This is a genomic window from Gaetbulibacter sp. NE (assembly GCF_025548475.1).
GTDB lineage: Bacteria > Bacteroidota > Bacteroidia > Flavobacteriales > Flavobacteriaceae > Gaetbulibacter_B > Gaetbulibacter_B jejuensis.
Map to the genome: position 1 here is coordinate 98,417 of NZ_JAOQHY010000003.1, position 15,512 is coordinate 113,928.

Annotated in this window: 14 protein-coding genes; all 14 read left to right on the forward strand. The window is 32.4% G+C overall.

What is annotated here, in order from left to right:
- Window positions 1-87 precede the first annotated feature (87 nt).
- The 14 genes from OD803_RS06335 to hisIE all read left to right on the forward strand — a co-directional run bounded on the left by OD803_RS06335 (window position 88) and on the right by hisIE (window position 15,509).
- Window positions 88-3,060, forward strand: coding sequence for a M16 family metallopeptidase (locus OD803_RS06335; RefSeq protein ID WP_262732791.1), 2,973 nt, complete (start codon window positions 88-90; stop codon window positions 3,058-3,060).
- Window positions 3,061-3,195: 135 nt separating this feature from the next.
- The gene (fabG, locus tag OD803_RS06340) at window positions 3,196-3,942 is read left to right on the forward strand and encodes a 3-oxoacyl-[acyl-carrier-protein] reductase (RefSeq protein ID WP_131506733.1); all 747 of its coding nucleotides are present in this window, start codon (window positions 3,196-3,198) and stop codon (window positions 3,940-3,942) included.
- 22 nt (window positions 3,943-3,964) lie between these two features.
- The gene (locus OD803_RS06345; protein ID WP_129760092.1) at window positions 3,965-4,501 is read left to right on the forward strand and encodes a hypothetical protein; all 537 of its coding nucleotides are present in this window, start codon (window positions 3,965-3,967) and stop codon (window positions 4,499-4,501) included.
- Window positions 4,502-4,647: 146 nt separating this feature from the next.
- The gene (locus OD803_RS06350) at window positions 4,648-6,534 is read left to right on the forward strand and encodes a VWA domain-containing protein (RefSeq protein ID WP_262732792.1); all 1,887 of its coding nucleotides are present in this window, start codon (window positions 4,648-4,650) and stop codon (window positions 6,532-6,534) included.
- 12 nt (window positions 6,535-6,546) lie between these two features.
- Complete coding sequence (locus tag OD803_RS06355; protein WP_262732793.1) at window positions 6,547-7,362, forward strand: prohibitin family protein; 816 nt, start codon at window positions 6,547-6,549, stop codon at window positions 7,360-7,362.
- Window positions 7,363-7,371: 9 nt separating this feature from the next.
- Window positions 7,372-7,914: a hypothetical protein gene (locus OD803_RS06360; RefSeq protein ID WP_262732794.1), complete on the forward strand. Its 543-nt coding sequence runs from the start codon at window positions 7,372-7,374 to the stop codon at window positions 7,912-7,914.
- A gap of 281 nt (window positions 7,915-8,195) precedes the next feature.
- Window positions 8,196-9,053 carry an ATP phosphoribosyltransferase gene (hisG, locus tag OD803_RS06365; RefSeq protein WP_131506728.1) on the forward strand — a complete coding sequence of 286 codons (858 nt, stop codon included), beginning with the start codon at window positions 8,196-8,198 and terminating at the stop codon, window positions 9,051-9,053.
- Between the two features lies 1 nt (window position 9,054).
- On the forward strand, window positions 9,055-10,356 hold the full coding sequence (hisD, locus tag OD803_RS06370; RefSeq protein ID WP_262732795.1) for a histidinol dehydrogenase: 1,302 nt from the start codon (window positions 9,055-9,057) through the stop codon (window positions 10,354-10,356).
- 89 nt (window positions 10,357-10,445) lie between these two features.
- Window positions 10,446-11,495, forward strand: a complete 1,050-nt coding sequence (hisC, locus tag OD803_RS06375; protein ID WP_262732797.1) for a histidinol-phosphate transaminase — start codon at window positions 10,446-10,448, stop codon at window positions 11,493-11,495.
- On the forward strand, window positions 11,495-12,631 hold the full coding sequence (hisB, locus tag OD803_RS06380; RefSeq protein ID WP_262732798.1) for a bifunctional histidinol-phosphatase/imidazoleglycerol-phosphate dehydratase HisB: 1,137 nt from the start codon (window positions 11,495-11,497) through the stop codon (window positions 12,629-12,631). Before hisC ends, hisB begins: the two co-directional genes overlap by 1 nt.
- A 47-nt stretch (window positions 12,632-12,678) precedes the next feature.
- Window positions 12,679-13,260 (forward strand): imidazole glycerol phosphate synthase subunit HisH, encoded by a 582-nt coding sequence (gene hisH / locus OD803_RS06385; RefSeq protein ID WP_262732799.1) that lies wholly within the window; start codon window positions 12,679-12,681, stop codon window positions 13,258-13,260.
- Between the two features lie 78 nt (window positions 13,261-13,338).
- Window positions 13,339-14,070, forward strand: coding sequence for a 1-(5-phosphoribosyl)-5-[(5-phosphoribosylamino)methylideneamino]imidazole-4-carboxamide isomerase (hisA, locus tag OD803_RS06390; RefSeq protein ID WP_262732800.1), 732 nt, complete (start codon window positions 13,339-13,341; stop codon window positions 14,068-14,070).
- 1 nt (window position 14,071) lies between these two features.
- Window positions 14,072-14,827 carry an imidazole glycerol phosphate synthase subunit HisF gene (hisF, locus tag OD803_RS06395; RefSeq protein ID WP_262732801.1) on the forward strand — a complete coding sequence of 252 codons (756 nt, stop codon included), beginning with the start codon at window positions 14,072-14,074 and terminating at the stop codon, window positions 14,825-14,827.
- Window positions 14,828-14,912: 85 nt separating this feature from the next.
- On the forward strand, window positions 14,913-15,509 hold the full coding sequence (hisIE, locus tag OD803_RS06400) for a bifunctional phosphoribosyl-AMP cyclohydrolase/phosphoribosyl-ATP diphosphatase HisIE (RefSeq protein ID WP_262732803.1): 597 nt from the start codon (window positions 14,913-14,915) through the stop codon (window positions 15,507-15,509).
- Window positions 15,510-15,512: the final 3 nt, after the last annotated feature.

Below are 15,512 nucleotides of genomic sequence, written 5' to 3' on the forward strand. Positions count from 1 at the left end.
TTAAAATATATACAAAAATATCTCGTTATCATTCCGTTGGCTGTATCTTAGTCAACGGAATTTTTTTATCAATTAACAAATCAACAAATGAAACAATTTAAATTACTTTACTTGTGTTTATCACTGTTTGTAGTGTTTAGCTGCAAAACCGATAAAGGCAATGACACTTTGGCTTATGCTGTTGAAACACATAAAGACGCTAGTGGGTTTTCTTATGAAACTGTTGAAAATGACCCAACAGGTTTACGTTTGTATACTCTAGACAATGGTTTAAAAGTATACTTAAGTAAAAATAATGACGAGCCAAAAATTCAAACTTACATAGCAGTTAGAGCTGGTTCTAACTATGATCCTAAAGAATCTACTGGATTAGCACACTACTTAGAGCACATGGTGTTTAAAGGTACTGATGAGATTAGTGCGTTAGACTGGGAAAAAGAAAAAGAGTATTTAAAGCAAATTTCTGATTTGTACGAAGAGCATAAAGCTGAAACTGATCCTGAAAAGAAAAAAGCGCTTTATAAGAAGATAGATGAAGTATCGCTAGAGGCTTCAAACTATTGTGTAGCTAACGAGTATGATAAAATGGTTAGCTCTCTTGGAGCTACAGGAACAAATGCACATACTTGGTTTGAGGAAACAGTTTACAAAAACAAAATTCCTGCTAATGAGTTAGATAAATGGTTAAAATTAGAAAGTGAGCGTTTTAGCCAGTTAGTATTGCGTTTATTCCATACTGAACTTGAAGCTGTTTTTGAAGAGTTTAACAGAGGTCAGGATAACGATTTTAGAAAATCATACGCAGCAATGTTAGATGGTTTGTTTCCAAACCACCCTTACGGACAACAAACTACTATTGGTACAGGAGAGCACTTAAAAAATCCTTCAATGGTAGCAATTCATAATTATTTCGATAAATATTATGTACCAAATAACATGGCAATGGTATTAGTTGGTGATTTAGATTTTGATGCTACAATAAAAAAGGTAAATGAAACTTTTGGAAAATTAGAGCGTAAAGAAGTTACTCATCCTACGTTACCAGTTGAAGAGCCAATAACTGCTCCAATTGTAAAAGAAGTGTTTGGTCCAGAATCAGAAAGTGTATCTATTGCTTTCCGTTCTAAAGGTGTAAATACTGATGAAGAAAAATTAATGACACTTGCCGATATGATTTTAGCTAATGGTAAAGCAGGTTTAATTGATTTAAATTTAAATCAGCAACAAGCAGTACAAAATGCAGGTTGTTCACCAATGTTTTTAAATGATTATGGATATCATACATTTAATGGTTCTCCTAAAGAAGGTCAAACACTAGATGAAGTTAAAGATTTACTATTAGCTCAAATAGATAAGCTTAAAAAAGGAGAATTTGAAGATTGGATGTTAGACGCAGTTATTAACGACCTTAAGCTTAGCGAAACTAGACAGTACGAAAACAGTACTGCTTTAGCTTCAATGTATTATAATGCTTTCATTCACCACGAAGATTGGCAAAGAAAAGTGAAGTTTTTAGATGATTTAAAGAAAATCACTAAACAAGAATTAGTAGATTTTGCTAATGGTTTTTACAAAGACAATTATGTAGTAACCTATAAGCGTCAAGGAGAAGATAACTCAATCGTAAAGGTTGAAAATCCTGGTATTACTCCTGTAAATCTTAACAGAGATAAGAGCTCTGAGTACTTAACAAACTTTAATGCTATTGAAGCTGCTGAATTACAGCCACAATACGTTGATTACAAAACAGCGATTAAAGAATCCAAAACCGATAATGGAATTCAAGTATCTTATATTGAAAATGAGTTGAACGATCTTTTCGACTTAAATATCATTTTTGATATGGGAAGTGATAACGATAAAAAGTTAGGATTAGCTGTTGGATATTTAGAGTACTTAGGAACTGATAAATACTCAGCTGAAGATCTCAAGAAAGAATTTTACAAATTAGGTATCGATTATTATGTAAGTGCAGGTTCAGAGAAGTCTTATGTAGGTTTAAGTGGTTTAAAAGAAAACTTGCCTAAAGGGCTAGAGCTATTAGAGCATTTATGGGCTAATGCTGTTCCAGACCAAGAAGCTTATGATAAGTATGTTGATCAAATCATTAAAGGAAGACAAGACGGTAAAACTCAAAAAGGAAATATTCTTTTTAACGGATTAATGAACTACGGTAAGTATGGTGAAAATTCAAGATTAAGAAACATCATGCAAGCTAGTGAACTAGCAACAGTAAATCCACAAGAGTTAGTTGACTTAGTTAAAGACATGAAAAACTACAAACAGCGTGTATTCTATTATGGTAAAGATGTTGATGCAGCTATTGCAGCATTAAATACACATCACATTTTACCTGCCGAGTTAAAAGAATACCCTGAAGCTACAGCTTATGTTGAAAAAGAAACAGGAGGTAACGTGTATTTTGTAGATTACGATATGGTACAGTCTGAAATGTTGTTTTTAGCAAAAGGAGAGCCTTTTAAAGCTGAAAACATGGCAGCTTCTACTTTATTCAATACGTATTTTGGTAGTGGTTTATCTTCAATTGTATTCCAAGAAATTAGAGAGTCTAAATCGTTAGCTTACTCAGCGTTTTCTAGCTATAGTAATGCAAGTGATAAAGACGAGTCTAACTATGTAATGGCTTACATTGGTACTCAAGCAAACAAGATGCCACAAGCAGTAGATGCAATGATGGAGCTTATGACTAATATGCCTGAAGCTGAAGAGCAATTTAATGCTGCTAAAGAAGCTACATTAAAAAAGATTGCTGCACAACGTATTACAAAATCTAATATCTTCTGGACTTATGAAGGGCTTCAAAAAAGAGGTATAGATAACGATAACAGAGAGGAAATCTATAACACTATAAAAGATATGACTATTGAAGATTTAAGAAACTTTTTCAATACAAATATTAAGGGTGAAAACTATAACGTAATGGTTATTGGTAACAAAAATGAGATAGACTTTAAAGCGTTAAGTAAGTTAGGTGAAGTACAAGAAATGGATGTTGATCATTTATTCAACTACGAAAAGCCTGAAGACGTAAAGCTGTAATTGAAATTATCATTCCAAACAGGTTTCGGAATCTCAATAACAATGTTAAAAACCTCACAAGAATTTGTGAGGTTTTTTTATTTCGTGCAACTTGTATTTGCTATATTTGGACATCAACTAATATTAAAACTAACAATGAAAATTTTAGAAGGAAAAACAGCTATTATAACAGGTGCAAGTAGAGGTATAGGAAAAGGAATTGCTGAAGTTTTTGCACAACATGGAGCCAATGTGGCTTTTACTTATAGCTCTTCTGTAGAAGCTGCTAATCAATTAGAAAATGAATTAAACGCACTTGGTGTTAAAGCTAAAGGCTATCAAAGTAATGCTGCAGATTTTAATCAAGCTCAAGAGTTGGCTGATGATGTTGTAAAAGAATTTGGAAGCATTGATATATTAGTAAACAACGCAGGTATTACAAAAGACAACCTGTTAATGCGTATTACTGAAGAAGATTTTGACAAGGTTATTGAAGTTAACCTTAAATCTGTTTTTAATATGACAAAAGCAGTACAACGTACTATGCTAAAACAACGTAAAGGATCTATCATTAATATGAGTTCTGTTGTTGGTGTTAAAGGAAATGCAGGACAAACTAATTATGCAGCATCAAAAGCTGGTATAATAGGATTTTCAAAATCGGTTGCATTAGAACTAGGTTCAAGAAACATTAGAAGTAACGTGATTGCTCCTGGGTTTATAGAAACTGAAATGACTGCAAAGCTAGATGAAGATACAGTAAAAGGATGGAGAGATGCAATACCTTTAAAACGTGGTGGTACACCAGAAGATATTGCAAACGTATGTGTGTTTTTAGCTAGTGATATGAGTGCTTATGTTACTGGTCAAACCCTAAACGTTGATGGAGGAATGCTAACCTAATCAATATATTAATTCAAATCTTATGAAAAAACTCTCTTATTTAATTGCAATTTGTTGCTTATTATCTATCCAGGCAATAGCTCAAGATTGGCAAAAGTACAAATCTGAAGATTTAGCTTTTATAGCATATTTTCCCGAAACGCCTAAGCGTACTGTACAACAAGTTGATACAGCAGTAGGAACACTAGATATGCATATGATTATGTGTACTCCTCAACAAGACGATAATGTTGTGTATAGTACAATAAAATCTGATTATCCTGAAGAACAATTTATAGATGCAGATGATAAGTATAATACTACTGTTTTAGATGGAGCAGTTAAAGGAGCAGTAAGTAATGTAAACGGCACTTTAATATTTGATAAAAAAATCACCTTCAATGGTTATCCAGGAAGAGATGTAAAAATTGAAATTCAAGGCGGTTTTATATACATACGTGTTGCTTTAGTTACAAACTCAATGTACATTTCTCAAGTAATTTGCACTCCTGAAAATGATAATAATAGTAAAATAGAACGTTTTTTAGACGGTTTTGAAATTATAAAAGTTAAACAATAGTGCAAGAAAGCACCATTATATATATAATACTATCTGGAATCATAGCGCTTTTATTAGCGCTTTTTCAGTATATATATAAATCAAAAAGTAAGAGCAATAGTCACAAGTTTTTAGCTGTTTTAAGATTTGTGACTTTATTTGCTATTATGCTTTTACTTATCAATCCAAAATTTGAGCAAACCACTTATTACAATGAAAAACCAACACTTGTTATAGCCACTGATAATTCAGAGTCTGTTAGGTATTTAAACCAAAACAATAACACCAATGAGTTGATTGAACGCTTAAAAGCCAACGACTCTTTAAATGAAAATTTTAATCTAGAGTTTTATACCTTCGGAAAAACCTTAGCTAAAACAGATTCGTTGTCCTATTTAGATAGACAATCTAATATGGCTTTGGCATTTGACCGCTTATCAGAAATTTATAGTAATTCAGTAGCTCCAACGCTATTGATAACAGATGGAAACCAAACCTACGGTAACGATTATGAGTTTTCTACAAACAAGTATAAGCAGCCTATTTACCCAATAATTTTAGGAGATACTACACAGTTTATTGATTTAAAAATTCAGCAGTTTAATGTCAATAAATATGCATACTTAAAAAATAGATTTCCTATTGAAGCTATTCTTGTTTATAGTGGAGATGGTTCGGTTTCAACCACTTTCAATATCACTTTAGGAAACACAGTTGTGTATTCGCAAAATATCAATTTTACAGCAACAAGCACTTCAAAAGTCATTAATTTAACTTTACCAGCTAATAGAGCAGGAGTGTCAAGTTATAAAGCTGAAATTGTTCCCATAGAGAACGAAAAAAACAAAGTAAACAATATCAAAAACTTTGCTGTAGAAGTTATAGACCAAAAAACAAACGTAGCTATAGTTTCTGATATTTTGCATCCTGATATTGGAGCCTTAAAAAAGAGTATTGAAAGCAACGAACAGCGTCAAGCAACACTTGTAACACCTGAAGAGTTTGTTTCCAACGCAGGCGACTATCAGCTAGCAATAGTGTATCAACCTAATATGAAGTTTAAACAAGCGTTTGATGAAATCAATCGTTTAAAAATTAATAAATGGGTAATTGCTGGTACAAAAACAAGTTGGAATGCACTTAACGCGCTACAAAGTAATTACAAGCAAACAATAACCAATCAAACCGAAGATTTTTTACCAGAGTTAAACTTAAATTACACACCTTTTATTATTGAAAATGTCAGTTTTGATGAATTTCCTCCTTTGCGTTCAGAATATGGCGAAACTGAATTTAACTTACCAATTCAAACCATTTGCTATAAAACTGTAAATGGAATAGCTATAGGAGAACCTTTGTTAGCTACTTTTGAAATTAATGAAACACGAGAAGCCTTACTTAATGGTGAAGGTATTTGGAAATGGCGAGCACAAAGTTTTCTTGAACAAAAATCTTTTGAACCGTTTGATAATTTTATCGGTAAGATGGTTCAATATTTAAGTTCTAAACAAAGACGTACAAGACTAAACGTTGAATACGAGTCTTTTTACAACGGAAATGAAGACTTAAAAATTAATGCTCAATATTTTAATAAAAACTATGAGTTTGACACTAGTGGTAATTTAAACATCACTTTAAAAGATAAAGAAACTAACAACTCCAGAACACTTCCTTTTGTACTAAAAAATAATGGTTATCAGGTAGATTTAAGTGGAATTCCTGCTGGCGAATACAGTTTTACGGTATCAGTTATTGGTGAAAATGTATCTCAATCTGGTGAACTGAAAATTTTAGACTATAATGTAGAACAACAGTTTCTTAATGCTGATGTTGCTAAGTTAGAAAGACTTGCAGCATCCACTAAAGGAAACTCTTTTTTCATTGATAATACCAGCAGCTTAGTAAAAACGTTAACGAGCGATACTAGGTTTGCAACACTACAAAAAAGCAGCAAAAATGTTGTACCTTTAATCGATTGGAAATACTTACTCGCTGTCATAGTTTTAAGCTTGACTGCTGAGTGGTTTATCAGAAAATATAACGGATTAATTTAAAAACTAACAAAAATGGATAAGTTACCAAAGATAGGACTACCCATCATAATTGGAGTAGTACTTTTAATAATTGTATTAGCTAAATCTGCAGTAACCATTGGTTCTGGTGAAGCAGGTGTGTTATATAAAACTTTTGGAGGAGGTGTAGTGACTGATAAGCCTCCTTTAAGTGAAGGTTTTCATATTGTTGCACCTTGGAACAAAGTGCACGTTTATGAAGTTAGAAGACAAGAGATTTTCGAAAAAATGAAGGTACTTTCTTCTAATGGATTAGATATACAATTAGACGCTTCTGCTTGGTATAAACCAGATTATGATAACCTTGGAAAACTTCACCAAGAAATTGGTGAAAATTATTTGCAAAGAATCATTTTACCTACCATTAGGTCTGCTGCACGTAGTGTAGTTGGTCGTTACACGCCAGAGCAATTATATTCTAGTAAAAGAGATGCTATACAAGCAGAGATTTTTGAAGAAACTAAAAAAATTGTTGACGATCAATACATTGTTTTAGATGAAATTTTAGTTAGAGATGTAACTTTGCCGCCAACAATAAAAGATGCTATTGAGCGTAAACTAAAGCAAGAACAAGAGTCTTTAGAGTACGAGTTTAGATTGGTTACTGCAGAAAAAGAGGCTGAAAGACAAATTATTGAAGCACAAGGTAAGGCAGAGGCTAACAAAATATTAAGTGCATCCTTAACTGATAAAATTCTTCAAGACAAAGGTATTGAAGCAACTATTAAACTATCAGAGTCACCAAATAGTAAAGTAATTGTTATTGGTTCAGGAGATTCTGGAATGCCAATTATTTTAGGAAATCAGTAAGTCTTTTAAATGAGAAGTTTTATTCTTTTTCTATTGTGTAGTTTCACGCTATTTGCTCAAGATAATGACCAAATGCATTATCTAGAGTTTGTTGAATCCTACTACAATAAAGAATCAAAGCAACCAATATACATTTATGACGATATTGATGGTAGAATAGTTGATACCTTATATAATAATGAATCAAAATATTCTTGGTACAAAATAGCAATTATTGAAAGTAGCTACGGTTGGTTTAAAATCAAAAACATACAACGTTTACCTGACGCTTACAAAAATTACGACTATGAAAACCATTGGGTTAAAAGTTCAGGATTTTTAGTTTCTGTTGATGTTTATGGAGATAATCACAAAGTTTATCTTTATGATTTAGCCTCTAAAACGTCCAATAAAATCCATAAAATAAGCAATTTTCAAAAAGTCAATATTATAGAAATTAGCGATTTATGGGCTAAAGTGAGTTTTAATGTTGGCAAAAAATCAGTGTCTGGTTGGTTAAGTTTTAAGGACCAATGTGCTTATCCTTGGACAACATGCCCTAAATATGATTAATTCGCATTTTAGACTTAAAATACTAACAAAATCATAAAACCTCTTATAAGATTTGGATTTTTAAATTTTTATTTTAAATCTTTGTACAGACAAAAACAACAAATGAATTTTATTCAATTACATCATCATCATTTTCATACTTGCACTCAAGCGAGCTGAAAATGTATTGAATAAAAACAAGATATTTTTAAAACCGTTTGAGTAAATCAAGCGGTTTTTTGTTTTTACAAGCGTAAAAATATCTCCCAAAAAAAGATTTACTCAAACACATTAAAACCAAAATGAGTAAATTAAAAATTGCAGTTCAAAAATCGGGTCGGTTACACGACGATTCTATGAAAATCCTTAAAGACGTTGGGATTTCTATAGATAATGGCAAAGACCAATTAAAAGCTTCGGCTAGAAACTTCCCTTTAGAGGTCTTTTATTTAAGAAATGGCGATATCCCTCAATACCTTAGAGATGGAGTGGTTGATGTTGCTATTATAGGAGAAAACGTATTGGTTGAAAAAGGTAAAGATATTTCCATAGTTGAAAAACTAGGGTTTTCTACCTGTAAAGTTTCGGTAGCTGTACCAAAATCTACCAAATATTCAACAATTCAAGATTTAGAAGGCAAACGTATTGCAACGTCTTATCCAAACACTGTTAATGGGTTTTTACAATCAAACAATGTAAATGCTGAGTTACATATAATAAATGGTTCGGTTGAAATTGCACCAAACATAGGACTTGCCGATGCTATTGTAGATATCGTTTCCAGCGGAAGCACCTTGTTTAAAAATAACCTAAAAGAAGTTGAAGTGCTTTTAAAGTCAGAAGCTGTTTTAGCAGTGTCTCCTAATATTAGTGAAGATAAACAACAGGTATTAGAGAAACTACAATTCAGGATCAAATCGGTTTTAAAAGGAAGACAAAACAAGTATGTTTTACTAAATGCTCCTAACAAAAACTTGGAAAGTATTATTAATATTCTTCCAGGAATGAATAGTCCTACAGTAATGCCTTTAGCAAAAGAAGGTTGGAGCTCACTACATTCAGTAATCAATAAAAATGACTTTTGGGAAATTATAGATGAACTTAAAGCTAATGGAGCTGAAGGCATCCTTGTTTGTCCAATAGAAAATATGGTAATATAGTATGGAAACAATCATAAATCCAAGTAAAGCACAATGGTCAGAAATTTTACAACGACCAACAAAAACTATTGACGACATTGAAAACACTGTAACGCAAATTTTTGATGATGTTAAGCGTAATGGAGATAAAGCTGTTAGTAAATATACTTCCCTTTTTGATGGAGTAGATTTAAAAAGTAGCTTGGTTACAAGCTCAGAAATTCAAAAAGCAGTTGAAAGTGTACCTTCAGAATTAAAACAAGCCATTCAATTAGCTAAAGCTAACATTGAAACATTTCACGCAGCTCAAAAAACCCAAAATGTAGACGTGGAAACCACAAGAGGAGTTCGTTGTTGGCAAGAAAAACGTGCTATTCAAAAAATAGGCTTATACATTCCAGGAGGAACAGCGCCATTGTTTTCAACGGTTTTAATGCTTGCAGTTCCTGCTAAAATTGCTGGTTGCACAGAAATCGTTTTATGTTCACCACCAAATAAAAATGGACAAATTGCTAATGAAATTTTATATGCAGCTCAGTTGTGTGGTGTAACTAAAATTTATAAAGTTGGAGGTATTCAAGCAATAGCGAGTTTAACGTTTGGAACCGAAACTATTCCGCAAGTTTATAAAATATTCGGACCAGGAAATCAATTTGTTACTGTTGCAAAACAACTAGCTACCAAATATGGTGTTGCAATTGATATGCCTGCAGGACCAAGTGAATTATTGGTATTTGCTGATGATTCTGCTAATGCAGCTTTTGTGGCTTCAGATCTATTGAGTCAAGCAGAGCATGGTACAGATAGTCAGGTTATTTTAGTGACAACTTCAAAAGCAATGGCTTCACAAGTAGAGGACGAAGTTAAAAAGCAGTTGGAAATTCTACCAAGAAAATCAGTTGCAGAACAGTCTATTTCAAATTCAAAAATTGTTTACCTGAATTCTAATACTGAAGCTTTAGAGTTAATTAATGAATATGCACCAGAACATTTTATTGTGTGTGCAAAGGACGAAGTCTTTTTTATTGATGGGATTATAAATGCAGGCTCTGTATTTATTGGTAACTATACACCTGAAAGTGCTGGAGATTATGCTTCAGGAACAAACCATACTTTGCCAACTAATGGGTTTAGTAAATCCTATTCAGGAGTTAATTTAGATAGTTTTACTAAGAGCATTACGTTTCAAAAAATTAGTGAAGAAGGTATAAAAAATATAGGACAAAGCATTGAGCTAATGGCAGAGGCTGAAGGTTTACAAGCTCACAAAAATGCGGTTACCATTAGACTCAAAGATTTAAGTTATAAATGTCACATCGAGTGATTCTTAAGAATTAAGAATTGTATCGAGATGTAATAAGTTCTCGATACGATTTTCAGGAAAATCACTCGAACAGACAAAGTATCAATAAAATGAAAACACGCTTCAATATAAATAATATAGTAAGACCGTCGGTTAAGGCCTTAAAACCATATTCTTCAGCAAGAGATGAGTTTAAAGAGTTCAATAAAGACATGATGTTTCTAGACGCTAATGAAAATCCTTTTAACAACGGATTAAATAGGTATCCTGATCCTCAACAAAACAGCTTAAAAGAAGAACTATCAGAAATTAAAGAGGTTAAAAGTTCACAGATTTTATTAGGAAATGGAAGTGACGAAATACTCGATTTGATTTTTAGAGCATTTTGTGAACCAACTAAAGATGAAGTCATTGTTTTACCTCCAACTTACGGCATGTACGAAGTGTTGGCAAATACCAATGCTGTAAAGGTTATTGAAATTAATTTAGATGAAACATTTCAACCTAGGGTAAAACCTATCTTAGAGAGTCAAAAAGAAAATACCAAACTGCTTTTTTTGTGCTCACCTAACAATCCTACTGCTAATAGTTTCAATGTGAAAAATATTGAAGAGTTAATTAAAGGGTTTAATGGTATTGTGGTTATAGATGAAGCTTACATCGATTTTTCAAATCAAGAGAGTTGGTTGAGTAAACTAGAGGATTTTCCTAATTTAATTATTACTCAAACACTTTCAAAAGCTTACGGATTAGCAGGTATAAGACTAGGTGTATGTTATGCTTCAGAAGCTATAATTTCGATATTAAACAAAATAAAACCGCCTTATAATGTTAATGCATTAACACAACAAAAAGCCCTTGAACGATTATTAGAAATTAATAAAGTGAAGCAAGAGGTAAAGACTTTAATTTTAGAAAGAGAAGTATTGATAAAAGCACTTGGTGATTTGAAATTTATAGGAAAAATTTACCCTTCTGATGCAAATTTTATCTTGATGAAAGTAGATGATGCCAATTTAAGGTATAGGCAATTAATTGCAGAAGGAATTGTAGTTCGTAATAGAACTAATCAACCATTATGTGAAAACTGTTTAAGGATAACAGTTGGAACACCTGATGAAAACAAAAAATTAATTAAGACATTAAAACATTTAGACTAATGAAAAAAGTATTGTTTATAGATAGAGATGGAACGTTGGTGCTTGAGCCTCCTGTAGATTATCAATTGGATAGTTTAGAGAAATTGGAGTTCTATCCAAAGGTGTTTCAGTATATGAGTAAAATAGCTAATGAACTCGATTACGAATTGGTTATGGTTACTAATCAGGATGGTTTGGGTACTAATTCATTTCCTGAAGATACGTTTTGGCCAGCTCAAAACAAGATAATCAATGCATTTGCTAATGAAGGTGTTGTTTTTTCTGAAGTTTATATTGATAAAACATTTCCTGAAGAAAACGCTAACACTCGTAAACCTAGAACAGGCTTACTGACTAAGTATTTTTCTGATGCGTATGACCTAGAAAATTCGTTTGTTATTGGAGACAGAATTACTGACATGGAACTTGCAAAAAACTTGGGAGCTAAAGGGATTTATTTGTCTCAAGACCCAAATTTAGGAGCCAATGAAATTGAAACATCTTTACAGAGTATTACAGATTGTATTTCAATTACAACGACAGATTGGAAAGCAATTTATCAACACTTAAAAGTTAAAGATCGTTCGGCTAGTATTGAAAGAAATACTAAAGAAACCCAAATAGCAATCAATCTTAATGTTGACGGAACTGGTAAAAGTAATATTGATACAGGAATTGCATTTTTTGACCACATGTTAGATCAAATTGCAAGACATGGTCAGCTTGATTTAGATATTAAAGTCAATGGTGATTTAGAAGTTGACGAACACCACACTATAGAAGATACAGCAATTGCTTTAGGCGAAGTGTTTTCAAAAGCATTAAGCAATAAGTTAGGAATGGAACGTTATGGGTTTTGTTTACCAATGGATGACTGTCTAGCTCAAGCAGCTATTGACTTTGGAGGGCGAAATTGGTTGGTTTGGGATGCTGATTTTAAAAGAGAAATGATAGGTAAAATGCCAACCGAAATGTTCTTTCACTTTTTTAAATCGTTTACTGATGGTGCCAAATGCAATCTCAATATAAAAGCTGAAGGTACTAACGAACATCATAAAATTGAAGCCATTTTTAAGGCATTTGCTAAAGCTATTAAAATGGCAGTAAAACGAGATGTAGAAAAAATGATTTTACCATCAACTAAAGGAGTTTTGTAAATGTCACTTCGAGTGATTTTGTACAACAAAAATTATATCGATAAGAAATGAAAGTAACTATTATAGATTATGGAGCAGGAAACATTAAAAGCATTCAGTTTGCTTTTAATAGACTAGGAGTAGAAGCGATATTAACAAGCAATTCTGAAGAAATTAAATCAGCAGATAGAGTGATTTTTCCAGGAGTTGGAGAAGCATCATCAGCAATGAATATGTTGAAGAAATCAAAACTCAATCTTTTAATTCCAGAGTTAAAGCAACCTGTTTTAGGGATTTGTTTAGGAATGCAATTGCTTTGTAATTCTACTGAAGAAGGTAACACTCAAGGTTTAGGTATATTTGATGTTAGTGTAAAACGGTTTTCTGATACTTTAAAAGTACCTCAAATGGGATGGAATTCCATTACTGATTTGAAGTCACCTTTATTTAAAAACAGTAATGAGCAATATTATATGTATCTGGTGCATAGCTACTTTGCGGAAGTATGTAATCAAACCATTGCTAAAACTAATTATGGGTTAACATATTCTTCTGCATTACAAAATAAAAACTTTTATGGAGTACAATTTCACCCAGAAAAAAGTAGTACAGCAGGAGAACAAATTTTAAAGAATTTTATAGAACTATAATATTATGCTGAATCAGTTTCAGCATCTCAAAATAAATTATTAATTAAAAAAGAGTCCTGCTTTTGCAGGAAAGAAATCATGAGGATAATTCCAGCAATAGATATCATAGACGGTAAATGTGTACGCTTAACCAAAGGCGATTACAATACCAAAAAAATATATAATGAAAACCCTTTAGAAGTAGCAAAACAATTTGAAGGTGCAGGTATTGAGTATTTGCATTTAGTTGATTTAGATGGTGCAAAAGCAAAACATATAGTAAACTATAAAGTTTTGGAACTTATTGCCTCTAAAACTAGTCTTAAAATAGATTTTGGAGGTGGTTTAAAATCTGACGAAGACTTACATATCGCTTTCAATTCTGGAGCAAAACAAATTACAGGAGGTAGTATAGCTGTAAAAGACAGTGTAACTTTTGAAACATGGATTGAAAAATATGGAGGAGCAAAAATTATATTAGGAGCCGATTGTGAAAACGAAAAAGTAGCTATCAATGGTTGGCAGGAGCAAAGTAGTTTAGAAATAGTTCCCTTTATCAAAACATACCAAAAGAAAGGAATACAATACGTTGTTTGTACTGATATTGGTAAAGATGGCATGTTAGAAGGTCCTTCGTTTGATTTGTATAAAAAAATTATTGACAACTGTTCTAATAGTGAAAGTCAATCTATTAAACTAATCGCCTCAGGTGGTGTAACCTCAATTGATGATATTAATAAACTCGAAGATTTAGGTTGTGAAGCAGTTATAATAGGAAAAGCACTTTATGAAGGCGCTATAAACTTAAAGGACTTAGAAAAACAGTTTTAAAATGCTAACAAAAAGAATCGTACCTTGTTTAGACATCAAAAACGGTAGAACTGTAAAAGGTGTCAATTTTGTAAACCTTATTGATGCAGGAGATCCAGTTGAGTTAGCTAAAGAATATGCTACTCATGGAGCTGATGAATTGGTGTTTTTAGACATTTCAGCAACTCAAGAAGCGAGAAAAACCACTAAAGACATGGTGCTTAAAGTCGCTGAACAAGTTAATATTCCGTTTACGGTAGGTGGTGGTATTTCGTCCATTGAAGATGTAAGTATATTATTGAAAAATGGAGCAGATAAAGTTTCGGTAAATTCTTCTGCGGTTAAGCGACCTCAACTTATTAACGAGCTTTCTGAAAAGTTTGGTAGTCAATGTATAGTTGTTGCTGTTGATGCGAAGCAAGTTAATGGAGAATGGAAAGTACACCTAGCAGGAGGAACAATTGTAACAGAATTAAATCTGTTTGATTGGGCTCAAGAAGTAGAACAACGAGGAGCTGGTGAAATTTTGTTTACTTCTATGGATCATGACGGAACAAAAAACGGTTTTGCAAATGAGGCTTTAGCAAGATTATCCAACATGGTAAACATTCCAATAATAGCTTCTGGAGGAGCAGGAAACATTCAGCATTTTTCTGATGCATTTACTAAAGGAAAAGCTGATGCTGCTTTGGCTGCAAGCGTATTTCATTTTGGTGAAATTGAAATAAAAAATTTAAAAGAAAAATTAATGCAGGAAGGTATTTCTGTAAGATTATAACTTGTCATTCCGCACTTGATGCGGAATCCAAAAAAATAATTAACAATTAAATAGATTCCTGCCTGCGCAGGAATGACAGAAAAAAATGAACATAAATTTCAATAAAAACAACGACGGATTAATACCAGCTATTATTCAAGATGGAAAAACCAAAACAGTATTAATGTTGGGTTATATGAATGAAGAAGCGTATAAAAAAACAATCGATACAAAGCGAGTAACATTTTTTAGCAGAAGTAAGCAACGTCTTTGGACTAAAGGAGAAGAAAGTGGGAATATACTTGTTTTAAAAGACATAAAAGTAGATTGTGATAATGATACATTGCTTGTAAAAGTTGAGCCATTGGGTCCTACTTGCCATAAAGGAACTGATACTTGTTGGGATGAAGATAACTCACAAACTTATGGGTTTTTGTCTAGTTTAGAACATATTATTTCTGATAGGAAACATAATTCCAAATCTAATGAATCTTATGTTGCTGCACTTTTTGAAAAAGGAATAAATAAAATTGCTCAAAAAGTTGGTGAGGAAGCTGTTGAAGTTGTGATAGAAGCAAAGGATGATAATGACAATTTATTTTTAAATGAAAGTGCAGATTTGTTGTTTCACTATCTAATTCTCCTTCAGGCTAAAGGGTTTAAGTTAGAGGATATTGTATCTATTCTTAAACAAAGACACTAAGCT